At 68.6% G+C, this 19749-nt stretch carries 19 protein-coding genes and 1 pseudogene (1 of these 20 cut by a window edge); 8 read left to right on the top strand and 12 right to left on the bottom strand.

Annotated elements, in window-relative coordinates; translation table 11 throughout:
• From JWS14_RS21530 to JWS14_RS21495, 8 genes are all read right to left on the bottom strand, one after another.
• Window positions 1-60 carry the start of a 2-hydroxyacid dehydrogenase gene (locus JWS14_RS21530; protein ID WP_206014317.1) on the bottom strand. It extends 915 nt beyond the left edge of the window, so 60 of the gene's 975 nt are visible here — the first part of the coding sequence; the start codon lies at window positions 58-60; the stop codon falls past the left edge of the window.
• Window positions 60-1397: a glucarate dehydratase gene (gudD, locus tag JWS14_RS21525; protein WP_206014316.1), complete on the bottom strand. Its 1338-nt coding sequence runs from the start codon at window positions 1395-1397 to the stop codon at window positions 60-62. Before gudD ends, JWS14_RS21530 begins: the two co-directional genes overlap by 1 nt.
• Window positions 1398-1518: 121 nt before the next feature.
• Window positions 1519-2235: a sulfite exporter TauE/SafE family protein gene (locus tag JWS14_RS21520; protein WP_072949485.1), complete on the bottom strand. Its 717-nt coding sequence runs from the start codon at window positions 2233-2235 to the stop codon at window positions 1519-1521.
• The gene (locus JWS14_RS21515; protein WP_206014315.1) at window positions 2232-3242 is read right to left on the bottom strand and encodes an ABC transporter ATP-binding protein; all 1011 of its coding nucleotides are present in this window, start codon (window positions 3240-3242) and stop codon (window positions 2232-2234) included. Before JWS14_RS21515 ends, JWS14_RS21520 begins: the two co-directional genes overlap by 4 nt.
• Window position 3243: 1 nt before the next feature.
• Window positions 3244-4260 (bottom strand): ABC transporter ATP-binding protein, encoded by a 1017-nt coding sequence (locus JWS14_RS21510; protein WP_072949489.1) that lies wholly within the window; start codon window positions 4258-4260, stop codon window positions 3244-3246.
• Window positions 4257-5270: an ABC transporter permease gene (locus tag JWS14_RS21505; protein ID WP_206014314.1), complete on the bottom strand. Its 1014-nt coding sequence runs from the start codon at window positions 5268-5270 to the stop codon at window positions 4257-4259. The genes JWS14_RS21510 and JWS14_RS21505 overlap by 4 nt, the downstream gene beginning before the upstream one ends.
• A 12-nt stretch (window positions 5271-5282) precedes the next feature.
• The gene (locus JWS14_RS21500; RefSeq protein WP_072949493.1) at window positions 5283-6209 is read right to left on the bottom strand and encodes an ABC transporter permease; all 927 of its coding nucleotides are present in this window, start codon (window positions 6207-6209) and stop codon (window positions 5283-5285) included.
• A gap of 66 nt (window positions 6210-6275) precedes the next feature.
• Entirely contained in the window at window positions 6276-7859 is a 1584-nt protein-coding gene (locus JWS14_RS21495; RefSeq protein ID WP_206014313.1) for an ABC transporter substrate-binding protein, read from the bottom strand.
• Window positions 7860-8213: 354 nt separating this feature from the next.
• Between JWS14_RS21495 and JWS14_RS21490 the strand changes: the two genes are divergently transcribed.
• The 4 genes from JWS14_RS21490 (at window position 8214) to JWS14_RS21475 (ending at window position 11110) form a co-directional block, all read left to right on the top strand.
• Window positions 8214-9218: a 2-hydroxyacid dehydrogenase gene (locus JWS14_RS21490; RefSeq protein ID WP_206014312.1), complete on the top strand. Its 1005-nt coding sequence runs from the start codon at window positions 8214-8216 to the stop codon at window positions 9216-9218.
• On the top strand, window positions 9215-9610 hold the full coding sequence (locus tag JWS14_RS21485) for a universal stress protein (protein ID WP_206014311.1): 396 nt from the start codon (window positions 9215-9217) through the stop codon (window positions 9608-9610). The genes JWS14_RS21490 and JWS14_RS21485 overlap by 4 nt, the downstream gene beginning before the upstream one ends.
• Window positions 9611-9695: 85 nt before the next feature.
• Window positions 9696-10592, top strand: coding sequence for an NHL repeat-containing protein (locus JWS14_RS21480; protein WP_206014310.1), 897 nt, complete (start codon window positions 9696-9698; stop codon window positions 10590-10592).
• A gap of 62 nt (window positions 10593-10654) precedes the next feature.
• Window positions 10655-11110 (top strand): hypothetical protein, encoded by a 456-nt coding sequence (locus JWS14_RS21475; RefSeq protein WP_095865657.1) that lies wholly within the window; start codon window positions 10655-10657, stop codon window positions 11108-11110.
• Window positions 11111-11116: 6 nt separating this feature from the next.
• Here JWS14_RS21475 and JWS14_RS21470 read toward each other — a convergent pair whose 3' ends face one another.
• Together JWS14_RS21470 and JWS14_RS21465 are read right to left on the bottom strand one after the other, a co-directional pair.
• A complete protein-coding gene (locus JWS14_RS21470; RefSeq protein ID WP_241031431.1) occupies window positions 11117-12571 on the bottom strand; it encodes a short-chain fatty acid transporter in 1455 nt (484 codons plus the stop codon).
• A complete protein-coding gene (locus tag JWS14_RS21465; RefSeq protein ID WP_072949506.1) occupies window positions 12568-13998 on the bottom strand; it encodes an amidase in 1431 nt (476 codons plus the stop codon). Before JWS14_RS21465 ends, JWS14_RS21470 begins: the two co-directional genes overlap by 4 nt.
• Window positions 13999-14111: 113 nt before the next feature.
• Between JWS14_RS21465 and JWS14_RS21460 the strand changes: the two genes are divergently transcribed.
• Together JWS14_RS21460 and JWS14_RS21455 are read left to right on the top strand one after the other, a co-directional pair.
• Complete coding sequence (locus JWS14_RS21460) at window positions 14112-15089, top strand: Lrp/AsnC family transcriptional regulator (protein WP_095865655.1); 978 nt, start codon at window positions 14112-14114, stop codon at window positions 15087-15089.
• A 312-nt stretch (window positions 15090-15401) separates the two neighbouring features.
• Window positions 15402-15788, top strand: a complete 387-nt coding sequence (locus JWS14_RS21455; protein WP_072949510.1) for a hypothetical protein — start codon at window positions 15402-15404, stop codon at window positions 15786-15788.
• A 15-nt stretch (window positions 15789-15803) separates the two neighbouring features.
• Here the strand turns inward: JWS14_RS21455 and JWS14_RS21450 are convergent, their stop codons facing one another.
• Window positions 15804-16067 (bottom strand): hypothetical protein, encoded by a 264-nt coding sequence (locus JWS14_RS21450; RefSeq protein ID WP_241031430.1) that lies wholly within the window; start codon window positions 16065-16067, stop codon window positions 15804-15806.
• A gap of 148 nt (window positions 16068-16215) precedes the next feature.
• Between JWS14_RS21450 and JWS14_RS21445 the strand changes: the two are divergent.
• Window positions 16216-17353: pseudogene (locus tag JWS14_RS21445) on the top strand (RNA-guided endonuclease InsQ/TnpB family protein).
• 169 nt (window positions 17354-17522) lie between these two features.
• Here the strand turns inward: JWS14_RS21445 and JWS14_RS21440 are convergent.
• Window positions 17523-18116 carry a TetR/AcrR family transcriptional regulator gene (locus tag JWS14_RS21440; protein ID WP_206014309.1) on the bottom strand — a complete coding sequence of 198 codons (594 nt, stop codon included), beginning with the start codon at window positions 18114-18116 and terminating at the stop codon, window positions 17523-17525.
• Window positions 18117-18243: 127 nt separating this feature from the next.
• Between JWS14_RS21440 and JWS14_RS21435 the strand changes: the two genes are divergently transcribed.
• Entirely contained in the window at window positions 18244-19749 is a 1506-nt protein-coding gene (locus JWS14_RS21435; protein WP_206014308.1) for an APC family permease, read from the top strand.

The raw sequence follows: 19749 nt of genomic DNA, 5'->3' as shown, positions 1-19749 counted from the left end.
CCCCGACTCGAACAGTTCGCGATGCGGCAGCAGGTTCCGGTCGCCGACGACGATCTTCATCAGGCGCGGACCAGCGCCGGGCGCTTGCTGTCGAACGACCAGCCGGGCACCAGGAACTGCATGCCGACCGAGTCGTCGCGCGCACCGAGCCCCTTCTGGAGGTACAGCTCGTGCGCGGCCTCGACCCGGTCCATGTCGAGCTCCACCCCGAGGCCCGGCGTCGACGGCACGGTCAGGTAACCGCCCTCGATCGCGTACGGGTCCCTGGTGATCCGCTGACCGTCCTGCCAGATCCAGTGGGTGTCGATGGCGGTGATGTCGCCCGGGGCCGCGGCGGCCACGTGGGTGAACATGGCGAGCGACACGTCGAAGTGGTTATTGGAATGCGATCCCCAGGTGAGGCCCCACGCATCGCAGAGCTGGGCGACGCGGACCGATCCGGCCATCGTCCAGAAGTGCGGGTCGGCGAGGGGGATGTCGACGGCGCCGGAGCGAATGGTGTGCCCCATCTCGCGCCAGTCGGTGGCGATCATGTTGGTGGCGGTCGGCAGTCCGGTGGCGCGCTTGAACTCGCTCATCACCTCGCGGCCGGAGAAGCCGCCCTCGGGGCCGACCGGGTCCTCGGCGTACGCGAGCACGTCCTTCAGCCCGCGGCAGGTCTCGATGGCCTCCGACAGCAGCCACCCGCCGTTGGGGTCGAGGGTGACCCGGGCGTCGGGGAACCGTTCGGCCAGCGCCGTGACAGCCGCCGCCTCCTCGCGGGGCGCGAGGACGCCACCCTTGAGCTTGAAGTCGGCGAACCCGTACCGCGCCTGCGCTGCCTCGGCGAGTCGCACGACGGCGTCCGGTGTCAGCGCCTCCTCGTGCCGCAGGCGCAGCCAGTCGTCGGACTCGCCCGCACCCGACTGATAGTCCAGGTCGGTTCTGTTGCGGTCACCGACGAAGAAGAGGTAGCCGAGCGCCTGCACCTTCTCGCGCTGCTGACCGTCGCCGAGCAGGGCCGCGACGGGGACACCGAGGTGCTGCCCGAGAACGTCGAGGAGCGCCGACTCGACGGCGGTGACGGCGTGGATCGCGACGCGGAGGTCGAACGTCTGGTTGCCGCGGCCTGCGGAATCGCGGTCGGCGAACGTGCGCCGCAGGTCGGCGAGCACGCCGTTGTACTCGCCGATGCTGCGCCCGGTCACGATGGCGCGGGCGTCCTCGAGGGTACGCCGGATCGGCTCACCGCCGGGGACCTCGCCGACACCGGTGTTGCCGTCGGAATCGGTGAGGATCACCAGGTTCCGGGTGAAGTACGGGGCATGCGCGCCGGACAGGTTCAGGAGCATGCTGTCGTGTCCCGCGATCGGGACCACTCGCATGTCGGTGACGACCGGGGTGCTCGTTGTACTCATCTTCCGAAACCTTCCTTCACAGCGCAGCGCCGCCCGTGAGGCGCCTCACAACGAAAACTCTAAGTGGCCCGATCGATACATGTCCAAGACTTGTTGAGCATCGAACGATGCAGACACTGCATCAGAGAAGCTGCTGTCCGATCAGCATCAACGCGCCCACACAGGACACCGCGATAGACGTCCGGCGCAGGCGAGACGCGTCCAGGTGGCGGTTCACGAACCGCGACGCCACGTATCCGAGCACCGTCACCGGGGCGAGCAACGCGAACATCACCGCCGACTCGCGATGCACCGAACCCGTCGCGGCGAGAACCGCGACCGACAGCGTGGAGCCCACCAGGAAGAACGCGCTCATGTTGCCGCGCAGCTGCGCCCCCTTCGACCCCTGCATCACCAGCGCCATCGGCGGTCCGCCGATCGACGTGGCCGTGCCGAGGAGACCCGACGCGGCCCCGGCGACGGCGAGGTTCCGGCGTCGCGGCGGCGGCGCCCAGCCCAGGGTCGCGAAGACGACCCCGGACAGCACCACGCCCGCGAGCAGCAGCGACAACCCCCGTTCCGGCAGCACCACCAGCAGTACCGCGCCCGCGACGGTGCCCGGCACCCGGCCGGCCAGAGCCCACCCCGTGCCGGTCAGGTCCAGGGCCTCCCGTTCCCGCCACACCACCATCACCGTCACGACCGTCGCCGTCATGATCAGCGTCCCGGGCAGCAGGCTCGGATCGACGAGCGCCACGACCGGTGCCGCGAGCATGCCCATCCCGAATCCGATCGACGCCTGCATGCACGAGGCGAGGAAGACGGCGAGCGCGATGACCGCGAACTCGGCCCCGCTCACCCGACCGCGACCGGCACGCCGAGCGCGACCGGACGGCGAGGATGGTGGCATTCGGCGACATGGCTGCTTTCGCTCGCATCGACGGCGGCGGGCGGCACCGTGCTCGCGCAGATGTCGGTGGCGTGGGCGCAGCGGGTGCGGAACCGGCAGCCCGACGGCGGGTTCAGCGGCGACGGAACCTCACCCTCGAGGATGATCCGCTTGCCGCGGGATCCGGCGTCCAGCTTCGGTGCCGCCGACATCAGCGCCTCGGTGTAGGGGTGGGCGGGACGGTCGAAGACGGCGTCCGTCGCACCCGTCTCCACGATCCGGCCGAGGTACATCACGGCGACGCGGTCGGCGACGTGCCGGACCACCGACAGGTCGTGCGAAATGAACACGTACGAGATGCCGAGCTGTTTCTGCAGGTCGTTCAGCAGATTGAGCACCTGAGCCTGCACCGACAGGTCGAGAGCCGACACGGGTTCGTCGCAGATGACGACGCTCGGGTTCAGCGCCAGGGCCCGGGCGATCCCGAGACGCTGACGCTGACCGCCGGAAAACTCCTGCGGGTAGCGGTGCTCGTCGCTCGGCCGCAGCCCCACGAGGTGCAGCAGTTCGCGCACCCGCGCCGCCCGGTCGCGGCTGGTCTTGTACATCGTCTTGTGGGTGCGCCACGGCTCGGCGATGATGTCCGCCGCCGACATCCGGGAGTTCAGCGACGCATAAGGGTCCTGGAACACCATCTGCACCCGGCGGCGCAGCGCCAGCAGATCCTTGCCCTTGAGCGAGAACGGGTCGACGCCGTCCCACGTCACCGAACCGGAGTCGGGACGCTCGAGCATCATCAGCGTCCGGGCGAGGGTGGACTTGCCACAGCCCGATTCGCCGACGAGTCCGAGCGTTTCGCCGCGGGCGAGGTCGAGGTCGATGCCGTCGAGCGCACGCAACTGGTTCTTGCCCGCCGCGTTGGCAGGCACCTTGAACGTCTTGGTGAGGCCCCGCACCTTCAGAATCGACTCGGACATGTCAGACCTCCTCGGGAAAATGGCACGCCGAGCGGCGGCCGGCCGCGACGCCGGCGAGCGGCGGGCGGGTGGTGCGGCACAGGTCGCGGGCGAGCGGGCAGCGCGCCTGGTAGACGCAGCCGGACGGAATGGAGTGCAGGTCGGGCGGGGTGCCGCCGATCGACTTCAGGTCCTCGCCGCGGACCGCGTGCACGGGGACCGAATCGAGCAGGCCCTTCGTATACGGGTGCTGTGGCGAGGAAAAGACCTCGGCGACCGGTCCGGTCTCGACGACGTTGCCGGCGTACATGATCGCGACGCGGTCGGCCTCCTCCGCCACCAGCGCGAGGTCGTGGGTGATGAGGATGACGGCCATGTCGTGCTCGGTGCGCAGGTCCCGCAGCAGCGACATGATCTGCGCCTGCACGGTGACGTCGAGTGCGGTGGTCGGCTCGTCGGCGAGCAGGACCGTCGGGCTCAGCGCGACGGCCATCGCGATCAGCAGGCGCTGCCGCATGCCGCCGGAGAACTGGTGCGGGTAGGAGTCGATGCGCGATTCCGGCTCGGGAATCCCGACCCTCTGCATCAGCGAGATCGCTTCGCGCCTCGCCTCTTTCGCGGACAGCCCGCGGTGGATCCGGAACGGTTCGGCCAACTGCTTGCCGACGGTGTAGACGGGGTTGAGCGCGGTCAGCGCGTCCTGGAACACGATGGCGAGTTCGGTCGCAGCGAGGGCGCGGCGGGTCTTCGCCTTCGCCGTCACCAGGTCGACGTCGCCGAGGCGGACCGAGCCGTCGGTGACGTCGGCGATCGGCTCGAGCAGGCCGACGAGCGCCTGCGCGGTCATCGACTTGCCGCACCCCGACTCACCGAGCAACGCGAGGGTCTCCCCGCGTCGCGCGGTGAACGACACGTGGTCGACGGCCCGAACCGTGCCCGAGGGGGTGCGCAGGTCGACGGTGAGATCCGCGACCTCGAGTGCGACGCGGTCGGTGTCTGCGAAGTCGGGTGATTCGACAGCCGGTGCAGGTGCACTCATGAGACGACCTTTCGGGTGGGGAACAGCCGGGAGCGACGCGACCGCGGGACGGTCAGGCGCCAGCGCTGGGCGGGGTCGGTGGCGATCCGGGCCCACGCGGCGAGCACGGTCGCCGACACGGTGGTGATGACGATGGCGAGTCCGGGGAAGAAGGACAGCCACCACGCCGTCTGCAGGTACGTCCGGCCCTGGGACACCATCAGGCCCCAGCTGATGTCGGGCGGCTGGATGCCGATGCCGAGGAAGCTCAGCGACGACTCGGCGAGCATCACGTAGCAGAAGTCGAGGGTGGCGACGGTGAGCAGAGTCGGCAGCAGGATGGGGAACACGTGCCTGCGGATGACGGCCCCGCTGCGGGCGCCGAACGTCCGTGCGGCGTCCACGAACAACCGGCTCTGCAGTTCCGCCGACTCCGCGCGGGCGGTGCGGAGGTAGATCGGGATGCGGGTGATCGCCAGCACCAGGACGATGTTGGCCGCGCTGGGCGAGAACACGTACAGGACGACGACGGCCATCAGCAGCGACGGGAAGCTCATGATGACGTCGGCGACGCGCATCGCCGTCGTCTCCCGCCAGCCGCGGTGGTAACCGGCCCACATGCCGATGAGCGAACCGACGATGCAGGACAGCGCGACCGCGGGCAGCGCCACCAGGAGGGTGGTGCGGCACGCGACGATCAACCGGGCGAGCATGCTGCGCCCGAGCGGGTCGGTGCCGAGGATGTTCATCCACCCGTTCGCCACGTGGAACGGTGCGAGGTTGGACTGGTCCAGGTTCTGATCGGTTGCGGCGTCGCCGACCAGCCACGGGCCGAAGACGGCGACAAGGAACACGAACACCAGGATCGCCGCCGCGACCGTGGCCACCCGGTCCCGAAGAAGCAGCTTCCACAACGGCGTCTTGTTCCGTGCCGGCTTGGGCGCGGGAGCGGCCGGGGCCGGGGGCGTCTCGTCGGGGCCCTGGTGGACGTCGCCGGCTCCGTCGAGGCGGGGAGCGTTGTCTATGGACATGTCGGCGGCCTCCTAGACCTTGGTCTTCTCGCGGACACGCGCGTCGAGAAGTGCGTAGCCCGCGTCGATCAGGATGTTGAGGACGAAGATGCTGACCGCGGTCAGGAGCACCGCCGCCTGCAGGACCGCGAAGTCTCGCTGCAGGATCGCGTCGATCATCAGCTTGCCGATGCCGGGCCACCCGAAGATCGCCTCGACGACGACGGCGCCGTTGACCAGGCCGACGGTGAGGTCGCCGGCCACCGTCAGCGCCGGGGCAGCGGCGTTGCGGAGCGCGTGATGGGTGACGACGCGCAGGTCGCCGGCGCCCTTGCTGCGGGCAAGACGTACGTATGGTGCGGACAGCGCCGACACCATCGCGCCGCGCACCACCTGGGTGAGCACGCCCAGCGGGCGGATCAGCAGGGTCGCGATCGGCAGGATCCACGACAGCGCGCTTCCGGTGCCCGACGTGGGCAGCACTCCCAGCACCACCGCGAAGATCCACACGCCGGTGATGGCGAACCAGAAGTCGGGGATGCTGGCCGCGGTCATCGACAGCAGGCTCGAGATCCGGTCGGCCAGCGAGTTCGGCCGGTACGCCGCCCAGCAGCCGATCACGACGGCACCGATGATCGCGAGCAGCATCGTGAAGAACGCCAGCTGCAACGTGGCGGGGAACGCCCGCAGCGCCATGGTCGCGGCGGATTCACCCGTGCGCAGCGACTCCCCGAAGTCGAGGTGGGCGACCCCGGACAGGTAGTCGGCCATCTGGCTCAGCACCGGCTTGTCGAGGCCGTTCTCGGCCGCGAACTCGGCGCGCTGATCGGGGGTCGCGGAGACCGGGAGGTAGAGGTTGGTCGGGTCGCCGGTGAGGCGGGCGAGCAGGAACACACCGAAGAGGACGACGAGGAGAGGTACGAGGCTGGTGTAGACGCGTCGGCGCAGGAAGGCGAACATGACTCACCGCCTTCGGATCGGGTTCGGTTGGGACATCACAGTTCCTCCGGGGGCTGGGAAGAGGGTTTAGCCGTTTGCGGATGTGTCCGCGTGGGTCATCTCGCTCAGGCGCATCTCGTCGCCGGTCGCGGAGTTGGGCGTGTACTGCACGGTCGGGGACTTGGCGAGCACCGCGTTCATGTGGGCGATGTACGCGAACTGCCGGATCTCTTTCGGCTCGTTCGCCAGGACCGACGCGAACGCGTCCTGGCGGGCGTCGCCGACGAGTTGCTCGGCGGCGGCGATCTGCGCGTCGTATCCGGCCGAGCCGAAGTAGCTCTGGTAGCCGTCGCTGCGCATGTACTGGTCGACGGTGAACTGCGCGTCACCCGCCTGGTTGCCGTGCTGGATCATCAGCAGAATCGGTCCGGTGCCCTGCGGGAACGGCCGGATCTGGTACTGCATCTGCCCGGCCGTGTCCATCATCTCGATCTTCACGTTCAGGCCGGCCTTGCTCAGCGAGTTCTGGATGACCTCGATGGTCTCGTTGATCTTGGGGAACTGGCCTGTGCGCCCGATCAGGCGGATCTGGTTGTCGACGGGGACACCGTCGGCCTTGGCCTCCGCCACCAGTTGCGCGGCGCGGTCGGGGTCGTAGGGGGTGGGCTGCAGGTCGGGGTCGAACCCGACGATGCTGCTGCCGACGAGTTGCCCGGCCGGGTCGCCGAGGCCCTGGAACAGCGCCTTGACGATCCCCGCCCGGTTGACGGACAGGTCGATGGCCTCGCGGACACGGTAGTCGTCGAGCGGCGGTTCGGTGGCCATCATGCGCAGCGCCGTCGTCTCGTTGTTGGGGTAGGCGACGCCGAGGTCGCCGGCGCCGTCCTCCGGACCGAGGTACGTGGCGAGTTCGGCCTCGTCGTTGGCGACCATCGCCGCCCGGACGCTGCCCTCGGTCCGCCACTGGTAGATCGCCCGCGTGTACTCGGGCGCCGTGCCCCAGTACGTGTCGTTGCGGACCAGGGACAGCCGCTGGCCGTGATCCCAGTAGTCGATCTTGTAAGGGCCGGTGCCGATGGGGTCGCGCACCTTGTCCTTGGCGTCGGTGGTGGACGGCACCATCTCCACGAACGAGATCCGCAGCGGCAGGATCGGGTCGGCGGTGGGCGTCTGGACCGTCACGGTCGACGGGTCGATCGCGTTCACCACGAGCGCGTCGTCGCCGAAGACGTACCCGTCGACGTCGCAGCCGATGGTCGAGTTGACGGTGCGGTCGATCGAGAACGCGGCGTCCTCGGCGTCGAACGCGCTGCCGTCGCTGAACGTGACACCGGGACGGATCCGGAACGTCCAGACGGTGTCCGACGTCTGCTCCCACGAGTCGGCGAGCTTCGGCTCCAGGTCGCCGGTGTCGGCGTTGCGTTCCACCAGCGGCTCGGTGATGTTGGAGCGGACGACGACTCCGGTCGAGGTGAGTGACGCGTCGCAGGGCTCGAGCGTGGGCGGCTCCTGCGGGAGCACGATCCGCAACGTGTCGGGGCTGGCGGCGTCGCTGTGGCTCGAATTGGCCACCGAGCAACCTGCGGCCAGAGCCGGCACCGTCAGAGCGGCGGTGGCCACGGCGACGACGCGGTAACGGGTTCCCTGCTGCAGCGAACGTGCAGGGCTCATGGTGTCCTCCGTAGGGATGTGTCGCGTACTCGACGCGAGTGAAGAGGGCCCGCCTGTGACGGTAGCCACAACGCTATGAGCGGCCCCGGGGAGCGTCAACAGGGGGTGACGGCGCAAAACGGCTCGTGAGGGCCGTCACAGACGCGATATCAGGGAGACTGCGATCACCCCGGCGGGCCCCTGACCGGCGCATACCCGAAGTTTTGACATCTGCGCACGTCAGCGCGCCGCCGACCAATGCCGTTTCAGTATCGATCCATGTTATTTACGTGTTGGACAGGTATTCCGAGGGCCGCTTAACTTACGGGTAACCGGCGGCGCGGACAGCCGCGTCGCCACTCGTCAGGAGGCACGATGGTGACCGCAGAGGCGTCCGTGAAAGAAGCTGCCGCACAGACCGTTTCGGGAGGGCGGGTTCTGCAGGTCGGGCCGCTGAAGCCGTCGCTCACCGCAATGCTCTCCGAGAAGTACGACGCCCGCACCCTCCCCCTCGGAGAAGACCGGAGCAGCTTCCTCGCCGAGCACGGCGAAACCGTCACCGCCGTCGTGACGTCCGGACGCACCGGAGTCGACGCCGCCCTGATGACGGAACTGCCGAATCTCGGCGCCATCGTGCACTTCGGAGTCGGTTACGACACAACGGATGTCGAGCGCGCCGAAGAACTCGGAATCGGCGTCAGCAACACCCCCGACGTCCTCACCGACTGCGTCGCCGACACCGCCGTCGGACTGCTGATCGACACGCTCCGCGGATTCTCCGCCTCGGACCGCTTCGTGCGCGCAGGCCGCTGGCCCGCCGAGGGCAACTACCCCCTCACCCGGAAGGTCAGCGGCACGCGGGTCGGCATCGTCGGCCTCGGCCGCATCGGCTCCGCCATCGCCGCCCGCCTCACCGGCTTCGGCTGCACGATCTCGTACCACAATCGGCGGGAGGTCCCCGGTTCGCCGTTCGCGTACGTCGACTCGGCCGCCGCCCTCGCCGCCGGGGTCGACGTGCTGATCGTCGCCGCGGCCGGCGGCAAGGGAACCCAGAAGCTGGTGGACCGCGAGGTTCTCGAAGCACTCGGGCCAGGCGGCTATCTGATCAACGTGGCACGCGGAAGCGTCGTCGACGAGGACGCGCTCGTCGAACTGCTCACCGAACGCAGACTCGCCGGCGCCGGACTGGACGTGTTCACCCGGGAGCCCCACGTTCCCGAGGCGCTCCTCGCGCTCGACACCGTCGTCCTCCTCCCCCACGTCGGGAGCGGAACCACCGAGACCCGCGCCGCGATGGAGGCTCTGACCCTGCAGAACCTCGACGAGTACCTCGCCCAGGGCACCCTGACCACCCCCGTTCTCGAGCCGAGGTCACGATGAGCGTCATTCTCAGTTACGTCCCGACCGTCGAAGGTCGTGGCGCCCTGACCTTCGGGTTCACCGAAGCCCGCATGCGCGCAACGGATCTCGTGGTGATCACCGACGGCGACAGCGCCTCGGCAGCCGGATTCGAGGCCGAACTGCACTCCGCCAGGGAGGAAGCGGACGCGGGCGCCGTCGACTACCGCATCGCACGGAACGAACCCGGCCGCTCCCACGCCGACAACCTCATCGACGCGTCCTACGACTCCGCCGCCGAACTCCTCGTCCTCGGCATGCGGCGCCGCTCCCCCGTCGGCAAACTCCTCATGGGCAGCGTCGCCCAGCGCGTGCTCCTCGAGGCGCAGTGCCCGGTCGTCGGGGTCAAGCCGCCGGTCGCCGCGGAGGTCTGAGCCGCCCCGGCGAAGTGCCCGAATCGCGGCGGATCGTGCTGCGGCGGCGGTATTCTTCCGGGCACGGGCCACGAGAGGACTGCCGATGCGCCGATCACCGTTCACCCGACTCGGCCGTCGGGCGGCCGTCATCACCGGCGCGCTGATCCTCGCCACCGCGGTGGCCGCCGCACCCGCCATTTCGGCGATGCCGGCCGCGAACACGCTCTACGTGACCGAGAACGGCACCGGTTCCGTGCTGTCCCTGCCCGCCACCGGCGGCACCCCGAGCGCCGTGGCCACCGGGATCGCCGGACCGGGCGGGATAGCGGTGTCGGGTGACACGCTGTTCGTCACCGCCGGCGCCTCGGTCGTGTCGGTGCCCGCCGCGGGCGGTAGCCCCACCACCCTCGCCACCGGCCTGGGTAACGCGTTCGACGTGGCGGTGTCCGGCGGGACGCTCTACGTCACCGAGTTCGATTCCGGCAACGTCGTCGCGCTGCCCGCAGGCGGTGGCACCCCCAGCCCGGTCGTCACCGGCCTCCAGCAACCGGTCGGGGTCGCCGTCTCCGGGAGCACCCTCTACGTCACCGTCGCCGGTGCGGGGACGCCCGGCACCGGTTCCGTCATCGCCGTGCCCGTCACCGGCGGCACCCCCACCGTGCTGGCCGCCGGCCTGAATCTCCCGGCGGGAATCGACGTCTCCGGCGGCACCCTCCACGTCGCGGTCGCCGGTGACGGATCCGTAGTTTCCCTGCCGGCCACCGGCGGCACCCCGACCGTCCTGACGACCGGGCTCGCCCGCCCGTTCGGTCTCACGGTCTCGGCGGGCACGGTGTACGTCGCGGCCGCGGGCGATGCAGGCTCGAGTAACGGCTCCGTGGTCTCCCTGCCCGCCACCGGGGGAACCCCCACCGTTCTGGCCGCCGGACTCGACCAGCCGTTTTCCGTCGCAGCCACCGCAGCGTGCACGGGTTCTCTGTGCATTCCGTTCGGTAGTTAGATCTCGCCGGCCCGACCCCATCCGGGGCCGTGGCGGCGCCGAATACCTGCCGTGGGACAGCCATGATCGACGGGCCCGATCGCGCGGACGGCGCACAACTGGGCGGTCGCCTCCTGACCTTGGTCGGCGACCGCGACTTCCACGCGCTCGCCCGCGAGATCTCGCGGATCACCTGCGGCACCGGGAGCGACGGCGCGGCGTTCACCGCGGTCGTGACGTGGATGGTCGCCACCATCGCCGACCTCGTCGCGGACCCGACCGCCAGTGTCACCGACGCCGTCGACAGCTTCATCAGCGTCGTCCCCGTCGTGCACGACGCGCCCGAGCTGGACGACGAGCTGCCCGCACCCGCCGAATGGCTGTTCAGCGCCGTCGTGAGTCACCTGCAGGGCAGGCACGGGGCGGGATCCGGTTCCCCGCCGCCCGTGCCCGCCGACACCGAACTCGCCCGGGTGCAGGCCCTCGTCGAAGCATTGCTGTGGCTCGACGCCCTCCTCGAACGCGACCACAACCTGTAGTGCCGCTCAGGGTTGCACGGGCGGGTCGTAGGTGAGCGTATTGCCGAGGAACCACAACAGTCCGAGCACGATGGGCAGGTGAAAGACGAGCTGCACCGCGGTGAACCCGACGAGGTGCCGGGCGCGCAGGCCCAGGATGCCGAGGAGCGGCAGCATCCAGAACGGGTTGACGAGATTGGGCAGCGCCTCCGCGGCGTTGTAGATCTGGACCGTCCACCCGAGATGCGCCTGAAGGTCGTTGGACGCCTGCATCACGTACGGGGCCTCGATGATCCATTTGCCGCCGCCTGACGGAATGAACAATCCGAGCACCGCCGAGTAGATACCGATGACCAATCCGAACGTGCCGTGCGACGCGACGCTGACGAAGCCCTCGGAAATGTAGTGCGCCACCGTGTTGCCGTCGGCGTCCTGCGCCCGGGTCATGATGGCCGCGATCCCGGCGTAGAACGGGAACTGCACCAGGATGCTCGCGCACGCGGGCACCGCGTTCTTCACCGCGAGCAGGAAGCGCCGCGGACGCCAGTGCAGCAGCATGCCCAACGTCAGGAACAGCAGGTTGTACGTGCTCAGGTTGGAGATCACGAGAATCGGATCGTTCGACGCGAATTCCCTGAGCAGCCAGCCGAAGACGAGTGCTCCGACGATCAGGGGAAGCACCGGGCTGTACTCGAGCCAGTCGCCGGGACGCTCCCGCTTCGGCAGCGGCGGCGGCACGTCGTGGACGTCCACCCCCAGATCCTCCGCGGTGACCGAGTTCGCCTTGTGCGGCGCGGACAGATACGCGATCACGATGCTGACCACGAAGATCACCGCCGCGAGGAACAGCGACTGCCACAGGAAGATCGTGTCCCGGAACGGGATGACACCCGTGATCGCGAGCAGCTCCGGGGTGAGGCTCTTCGGATTCGCCTGCAGCTGCGCCGCCGAGGAGCTCAGCCCGAGCGCCCAGATTCCGCCGATTCCCAGATAGGCGGCCGCGCCCGCGGCCCGGTAGTCGAGGCCGAGTTCGGTGCGGCGCGCCATCGCCCGCGCCAGTAGACCGGCGAAGACCAGTCCGAAACCCCAGTTCACCATCGACGTCACGAGGCTCACCACCGCGATGAACGTGACGCCGCCGCGGGCAGTGCGCGGTATCGCCGCGAGCCGCGTGATGAGACGTTCGGCAGGTGGCGACGACGCCACGATGTAGCCGGTGACCACGACCATCGCCATCTGCATCGTGAACGGGATCAGATCCCAGAAACCGGTCGAGAAGTTCGTCGCCACCGTCGCCGGCGACGCCCCGATGGCCAGCGCGGCTCCGGCCACCAACGCCACCGCGAGCAGCGCGAAGATGAACGCGTCCGGGAACCACCGCTCGATGACCGCCGCGAACCGCAGCGCGACCCGGGCCAGGAAACCCTCGCGGGCGTCCTGCTGTTCCTCGTCGCGAAGCTCGGATTCGACTGTGCTGCTCATGATGTCGCCACCTTCGGCCGACGTGGCACGATAGGAAGACTCGCCGCGATGCCCACCGAGGACTCGAACATCTGCGCGTGCGCGAGCAGCCGCGCCTCCTGCCCCGGCGCACCGACCAGCTGCAGTCCCACCGGCAGTCCGGCGTCGGAGAATCCGCACGGGAGCGCAACGACCGGGCACCCGGTGAGACTCACACAGAACGTAATCGCGATCCAGTCGATGTACGTCCGCGATTCCACGCCGTCGATGCGTTCGGGATACGTCCACTCCACAGGGAAGGGATCGAGCGGCGCCGACGGGATCACCAGCAGATCGTGGGTCTCGAAGTAGTCCGCGATCTCGTGGAACAGTTGTCCGCGAACGCGTTCCGCCGACAGCAACGTCTCCGTGGACTGGGTGAGTCCACGCTCGATGTTCCAGACGATGTCGGGCTTGATCGCGCCGCGATGCTCGGCGAGAAGCCCGCCGTGCACGGCCGCCACCAGATGGCTGCGCAGCGCCTGGAAGGCGTCGTAGGCGCCGGTGAAGTCCGGGCAGTCCGTCACGACGTCGGCACCCAGTGCGTCGAAATGTTTCATCGCGTCACCGCAGACGCGGCGCATCGCCGGCTCCACCGGGAGGCACCCGAGGTCCGGGCTGAATCCGACGCGGGCGGGCGGGTCGAAGGTCGTCAGGCGTTCCAGGAACGACCGCGGCTGTTCCGGTTTCGTCAACGGGTCGTGCAGGTCGTGCCCGACCATCGCATCCAGCATGAGGGCGACGTCACCGACATCGCGTGCCATCGGCCCCTCCACCCACAGCGGGTCGAACGGGATGGCGGGCCTGCGGCGCGGGATCCGCCCGGGAGTCGGGCGCAGACCGACGGTCGCGTTGTATCCGGACGGGGTGCGGAGGCTGCCGCCCAGGTCGTTGCCGGTCGCCAGCCAGGCGCTGCCGGAGGCGAGCGCGGCCGCCGAACCACCGGAGGAACCGCCCACCGAACGGTCGAGGTTCCACGGGTTACGGCTGGGCCCGAACAGCGTGTTGTACGTGTGACCGCCGGCGAACTCGGGCACGTTGGACTTGGCGTACGGGATGCCGCCGTTGTTCTCGAGGACGCTCACCATCGCGTCGGACCGGGTGGCGACGTGGTCGGCGAACAGGGGCGAGCCGTGCGTCGTGCGCTGCCCCGCCACGTCGTTGTAGTCCTTCACCGCGACCGGTAGTCCGGCCAGCAGGCCGCGCCCGGCCGGATCCGGAACTTCGGCCTCCAACCGCGCCGCGCGTTCGGCGGCGGCATCGAAGAACTGGATCGGGAGGGAGTTGACTTGCCGGTCTGCGTCGGCAACGTACCTGCGGAGGGCTTCGAGCACGCTCGTCGGCGTCTCGGTCCCTTCGCGCAGCAGCCGGACGACCTCGCGTGCGGGTTTCTGGATCAGATCGGACATTGAGGGCTCCTCATGGGACGAACGTCAGTTTCGGCCCCAAGCGTCACCCTGGAGTCGGATTCAAGCAATGAAAACCAGCAATATGGAGGATTCAGCCGTACGATTGGCCGATCATGCCGGAACACACAGCCGATCCCCTGGACCGCAAGATCATCGCCGCGCTGATCGTCGACGGCCGCGCGACGTGGTCGACGATCGCGGCCGCCCTCGGCGAGGCCGAGCGCACGGTGGCACGCCGGGGTTCGCGGCTGCTGGAGACGGGGATGGTGGAGGTTCGCGGGATGGCGGACCCGCACCGCACCGCCGACTCCGATCCGTTCATCGTCCACGGCCGGTGCCGGCCGGACAGCACGTTGACGGCGGCCGTCGCGCTCGCGCACCGACCGGAGAGCGTGACGGTCTACGTCCTGTCCGGGCCGCAGCACTGCTACGCCGACATCTGGGCTCCGCGCCGCCGGCAGTCCCGCCTGTTCCTGCAGGAAATGGCGGCGCCGTCCGGTTTTCTGCAGATGGACATCTCGCCGGTGCTCGAATACATACGTACGCTTCACGACTGGGAACCGGGAATCCTGACCGAAACACAGACCGCCGAGATCCGCCGGATCCCGAAAACCCGCTGGCCGCAATTCACCGACCCGGTCGTCCTCGACCGGGAGGACAAGGCACTGGTGCGGTTGGTCGTCGAGAACGGCCGGGCGAGTTTCGAGGAATTGTCCCGGCTCGTGGGCATCTCCGAACAGACCGTCAAACGACGCCTCGACAAGATGCGGCAGTCCGGGCTGCTCACGTTCCGCGCGGTGTTCGACCCGGCGCTGATCGGCCTACCCGTCGCCGCGCTGCTGTGGATCCGGGCCCGGCCGTCGCGGGTGTCGGCGGTCGCCGAGGCGCTCGCCGGTCAGCCGTTTCTCCGGTACGCGGCGATCATCATGGGTGATTACCAGATCGTCGCGGACTTCCGGCTGCCGTCGAAGGAAGCCCTGCGCGAGTTGATGCTCGAGGCCGAGTGGCTCGAGCACGTCGACCGGCTGGAAAGCTCGCTGATCCTGGAAACCCTCAAGCAGAGCCGCGTGCTGGCCGGCGACCTCGGGTAGAAGACCACCTGCGGACCACCCCGTGTCGCGTATCCGGGTCAGGCCCCGTACGGTTACCCGTAGTTGAGTACACAGCTACCGAGTTCACGGGCGCCCGGCGTGTCCGTGCTCCCATCGGGCGTACCCAACTGTCACGCGGTGCCAGGACGCCCACCTCGAAGGTGGCCGACAGCGACGCTCTCGCAGCCCAAGCTCCCGACGAACAGCTTGACTTCTACCTTCTCGTGATCTGTCGGCGAATTGCATTTTCGGACCAACCTCCGAGCCTGCTGTGCCACGGCGACGGTCACAGAAATTGAAAGGTGATCGTTCATGCCACTCACCGCGGAGCACACCGCTCGTTACTCCGATGCCCTGATGACGCTGGCCCTCGCCGCGCATCGTCCGGCCACCGTCGTCAACACCGGCGCCGGATACGCCGTCCGGGTCGATTTCGAGCGCAGCATCCATTTGCTCGCCACCAACGCGCCGGGGGATCTCAGTTCCGATCCGGACGCGCAGAGCCCCTGGGTCGTGCGGTTCTTTCAGCGGCAACCCGACGCCGAGATCACTCAGCTCGTGGAGGTGACCGGGGAATGGCTCGCCGACGCGTTCGACCAGGCCCTCGCCGTGATGCCGATTGCTGGGGTCGCCGACGACCTCGATGCAGAATCTGGCGAGCACCCCACCGCACCGGGGACGCTCGACCGCGCGCAGTAACCCGACCGGCGTTCGTCACCGGCCGGCCGCGGACCGTCTCCCGCCCCCGGGCAGGCGGTCCGCGAGCCGTCCCAGCCGCTCGACCGCGGGCAAGGCGTACGCGATCTTCTCCGCGTCACGGGCAATGATCTCGGCGCTCTGATCGATTCCCTTCGCGCTGACGGCGAGCCCTTCCGCGGTCTCCGCGATCTGCTTCGCGGCGTCGAGTAGTTCGGACAGGTCGTCGAGGGCGGGACCCAGGCGGTCGATCAGTACCCCGATCTGGCGTATCCGGAGCACGACCGTCGCGACGGCCTGTTCCCACTCGCGGATCTCGCGCGAGACGTGCTGCAGGATCTTGATCCGTGAGTCTTTCGGCGCAAACCCGGTCCTTCAGGTCCGGGATAGCCGATCTGGTTTGTCGGACCGTGTGGCTAGTGTCTGGGTCATGGCGGGGAAGGTGGTGAAGCGGGCGTTCAAATACCGCTTCTATCCGACTGCAGTGCAGGCGGAACAGCTTGCTCGGACGTTCGGGTGCACCCGGTATGTCTACAACCGGGCGTTGGCCGAGCGGACGCGTGCCTGGTCGCAGGAGCAGCGGCAGGTGACCTACGCGGACACCTCGAAGATGCTCACCGGATGGAAACGCGATGCCGAGACCGCGTGGTTGGCGGAGCCGTCGAAGGGGCCGTTGCAGGAATCGCTGCGGCAACTGCAGGGTGCGTTCGAGAAGTTCTGGCGCAAGCAGACCCGCTACCCGCAATTCAAGAGGAAGGGCCAGTCGAAGGATTCGGCGACCTACTTCTCGAACTGCTTCACCTACCGGGGTGGGCAGGTCCGGTTGGCCAAGCAGTCCGAACCGCTGGATATTCGGTGGTCGAGGCCGTTGCCCGAGGGGGCGACGCCGTCGCAGGTGACGGTGTCGCGTAATGCTCGCGGTCAGTATCACATCTCGATCCTCGTCGAGGACACGATTTCCGAGCTCTCGTCGACCGATCGGGTGGTCGGGCTCGACGCCGGGATCACCAGCCTGTACACGCTCTCGACGGGGGAGAAGATCACCAACCCGCGCCACGAGCGTACGGATCGTGAGCGGCTGGCGAAGGCATGTGCTGGCCGGGAAGCAGAAGGGATCGCGGAACCGGGCCAAGGCCCGACTGAAGGTCGCGAAGATTCATGGTCGGATCGCCGATCGGCGGCGCGATTATCTGCACACACTCTCCACTCGGCTGGTGCGCGAAAATCAAGTGATCGCCATCGAGGATCTGAGTGTGCGGAACATGGTCAAGAATCGGTCGTTGTCTCGGGTGATCTCGGATGCGGGGTGGTCCGAGTTCCGGTCGATGCTCGAGTACAAGGCCGACTGGTACGGGCGCCGGGTGGTGGCGGTCGACCGGTTCTATCCGTCGTCGAAGACCTGCTCGGTGTGCGGGGTGATCGTCTCGGCGATGCCGCTGAACGTGCGGGAGTGGACGTGCCGATGTGGCGTCGTCCATGACCGGGATGTGAACGCGGCAAGGAACATTTTGGCCGTCGGACTGACGGTGGCAGCCTGCGGAGACGGTGTGAGACCGCCCCGCACATAACGTGCGGGGAGGCGACTGTCGGTGAAACAGGAACCTCGGGACGCGAGTCCCGGGGAACCTCGGTCGTTCACGGCCGAGAGGAAGTCAAGAGAGACTCCTTGTCGGTACTCGGCGCCGGGCGGTGACGGGCGTCCAACCTATCCGTTACTCCGAGTATCCCGTACTCCGCCTAGCCCAGATCGTGGCCCGTCGCCGCGCGCGCGTAGGAGTGAAGGCTGGCGATCACTTCGACGCGGCTGCGCCGCCCGGCCAGCACCTCCATCTGGTAGCCGTCCTCCATCGCGACGAAATTGGCGGCGAGCATGCGCGGCGGGTCGGTGAGCGCGAAGTGTCCCTGCGTCTGCCCGATGACGAGAATGCCGTAGTAGACGGCAATTTGACGCTCGGTCAAGGAACTGTCCAGGGCCGCGGCCTTGGCGTCGCGCAGCGATCGCGGCCAGCACTCGAACAGGAGCCGAACCAGTTCGTCGTCCGGCCCACTGGCAACGCCGTGGTCGATGCAGGCGCGGAGGCGGTCACGCGCGTCGGGAAACTGTTCGGCGACGCGCTCGCGCTCCTGACTGAAGCGCTCGATGGCCCGCTGGTACGTCTCGTAGATCAGCGCATCGAGGTCGCCGTAGTAGAGCACCGCCGCGGGCGTGACCCCGGCCTGCTCCGCGATGTCGCGCAGACGCACCCCCTCCAGTCCGCGCGCGAGCACCGCCCGCTGGACGGCCTCGCCGAGTTCGGCCCGGCGTGCTCCCTGGTCCTTCTTCCGCGCCACTGCCTTCGCCCCACTCTCACCGAGTTCTTATACGAAAGTTTAGACAATACCTGCCCAGCTGTTGACAGGTAGATCACACTGTTCTTAAATTTCTATTTAAAGAATCCATTCGAGCTCAGGAGTCACCGTGCCGACCAACCCCACCGACGCCGAGACAAGCCTCGACCCACCGCAGGCACCCACCGGGAAGGGCCTGCAGGGCGGTTCCGTCGGCCTGCTCGCCGCCGTCGCGCTCGGCCTGTCGTCGGTCGCGCCGGCGTACAGCATCGCCGTCACCCTCGGTTTCGTGACGATGGTCGTCGGCAACCTCGCACCCGCCGCCCTGCTTCTCGGATTCGTGCCGATCCTTCTGACCGCGTTCGCTTTTCGCGAGCTGAACCGGGAGATGCCGGACTGCGGCACCACGTTCGTCTGGACCACCCGCGCGTTCGGCCCGCACACGGGATGGCTGTCCGGCGGCTGGGTGGTGCAGATCGCGACCCTCATCGCGATGACGGCACTCGCCCGGGTCGGAGCCGGGTACCTCCTGACGCTGCTCGGCCTGGACTCGTTGGCGACCAACAATGTCGCGGTGATCGTCACGGCCGTCCTGCTCGTCGCCGCGGTCACCACGATCGCCTACCGCGGTCTGCAACTCGCCGCGTCCGTGCAATACGTGCTGCTGGGGCTGCAACTGGTCGCCCTGTTCGGCTTCGGAGCGGCCGCGTTCGCCCGCACCGGCGCGTCCGCACCGAGCCTGTCCTGGCTGAACCCGTTCGCGTTCGGCGGCTTCGGCCCCTTCGCCGAGGCGGTACTGCTGTGCCTGTTCATCTACTGGGGGTGGGACGCCCTGATCACCGTCAACGAGGAAACCCGCGACAGCGACCGCATCCCGGGTCAGGCCGCGGTGATCTCCACGCTCGTCCTACTGGGCACGTATCTCTTCACCGGATTCGCCGCGATCAGCTTCGCCGGCATCGGCACCGACGGGCTGGGCCTGGGCAATCCCGACAACGCGGGCGACGTACTCGCCACGCTCGGGCCACCGGTTCTCGGCGCGGGCCTGTCGAAGGTGGTCGAACTCGCCATCTGCGTGTCGGCGATCTCGGCGCTGCTCACCTGTGTCATCGGGAGCTCACGCGCCACCCTTTCCATGGGCGCTCACGGCGCACTGCCCCGCGCCTTCACCCGCATTCACCCCACCTACCGCACCCCCGCGTTCGGCACCGTGTTCTTCGGGGCGACCGCCGCGGTCCTGCTCACCGCCCTCACGCTCGTCTCGGGCAACTTCCTCGGCGACGCCATCCTGTCGATCGGCCTGCTCATCGCGTTCTACTACGGCGTCACCGGCCTCGCCTGCGTCTGGCACTTCCGGCACCGCCTGAACGACTCCCCGCGCAACCTGTTCCTCCGCGGCATCCTGCCCGCACTGGGCGCGGCGATCATGCTCGCCGCCTTCGCGCGCAGCGCCCACGACATGCTCGCCCCCGACTACGGGGCGACCTCGTTCCACGGCATCGGCGGGGTGTTCCTGCTCGGTGTCGGTTCGATCGCCGTCGGTGCCGTCGCGATGGTGCTCGTCCGCACCCGCTTCCGCCGCTTCTTCCGAGACGGCCGCACCGCCGTCACCCGACTGACCGTCACAGAGGACTGA

Origin of the sequence: Rhodococcus koreensis, from assembly GCF_017068375.1 — a bacterium.
Taxonomy (GTDB): domain Bacteria; phylum Actinomycetota; class Actinomycetes; order Mycobacteriales; family Mycobacteriaceae; genus Rhodococcus_F; species Rhodococcus_F koreensis.
Note: the sequence above shows the minus strand (reverse complement) of the source record. Positions and strands in the feature narration are given on the sequence as shown.

Coding starts and splice junctions, on each gene's coding strand:
- gudD (WP_206014316.1), bottom strand. CDS start 1,397: ATGAGTACAACGAGCACCCCGGTCGTCACCGACATGCGAGTGGTCCCG.
- JWS14_RS21505 (WP_206014314.1), bottom strand. CDS start 5,270: ATGTCCATAGACAACGCTCCCCGCCTCGACGGAGCCGGCGACGTCCAC.
- JWS14_RS21475 (WP_095865657.1), top strand. CDS start 10,655: ATGATCGACGGGCCCGATCGCGCGGACGGCGCACAACTGGGCGGTCGC.
- JWS14_RS21480 (WP_206014310.1), top strand. CDS start 9,696: ATGCGCCGATCACCGTTCACCCGACTCGGCCGTCGGGCGGCCGTCATC.
- JWS14_RS21455 (WP_072949510.1), top strand. CDS start 15,402: ATGCCACTCACCGCGGAGCACACCGCTCGTTACTCCGATGCCCTGATG.
- JWS14_RS21465 (WP_072949506.1), bottom strand. CDS start 13,998: ATGTCCGATCTGATCCAGAAACCCGCACGCGAGGTCGTCCGGCTGCTG.
- JWS14_RS21490 (WP_206014312.1), top strand. CDS start 8,214: ATGGTGACCGCAGAGGCGTCCGTGAAAGAAGCTGCCGCACAGACCGTT.
- JWS14_RS21485 (WP_206014311.1), top strand. CDS start 9,215: ATGAGCGTCATTCTCAGTTACGTCCCGACCGTCGAAGGTCGTGGCGCC.
- JWS14_RS21460 (WP_095865655.1), top strand. CDS start 14,112: ATGCCGGAACACACAGCCGATCCCCTGGACCGCAAGATCATCGCCGCG.
- JWS14_RS21515 (WP_206014315.1), bottom strand. CDS start 3,242: ATGTCCGAGTCGATTCTGAAGGTGCGGGGCCTCACCAAGACGTTCAAG.
- JWS14_RS21500 (WP_072949493.1), bottom strand. CDS start 6,209: ATGTTCGCCTTCCTGCGCCGACGCGTCTACACCAGCCTCGTACCTCTC.
- JWS14_RS21510 (WP_072949489.1), bottom strand. CDS start 4,260: ATGAGTGCACCTGCACCGGCTGTCGAATCACCCGACTTCGCAGACACC.
- JWS14_RS21495 (WP_206014313.1), bottom strand. CDS start 7,859: ATGAGCCCTGCACGTTCGCTGCAGCAGGGAACCCGTTACCGCGTCGTC.
- JWS14_RS21470 (WP_241031431.1), bottom strand. CDS start 12,571: ATGAGCAGCACAGTCGAATCCGAGCTTCGCGACGAGGAACAGCAGGAC.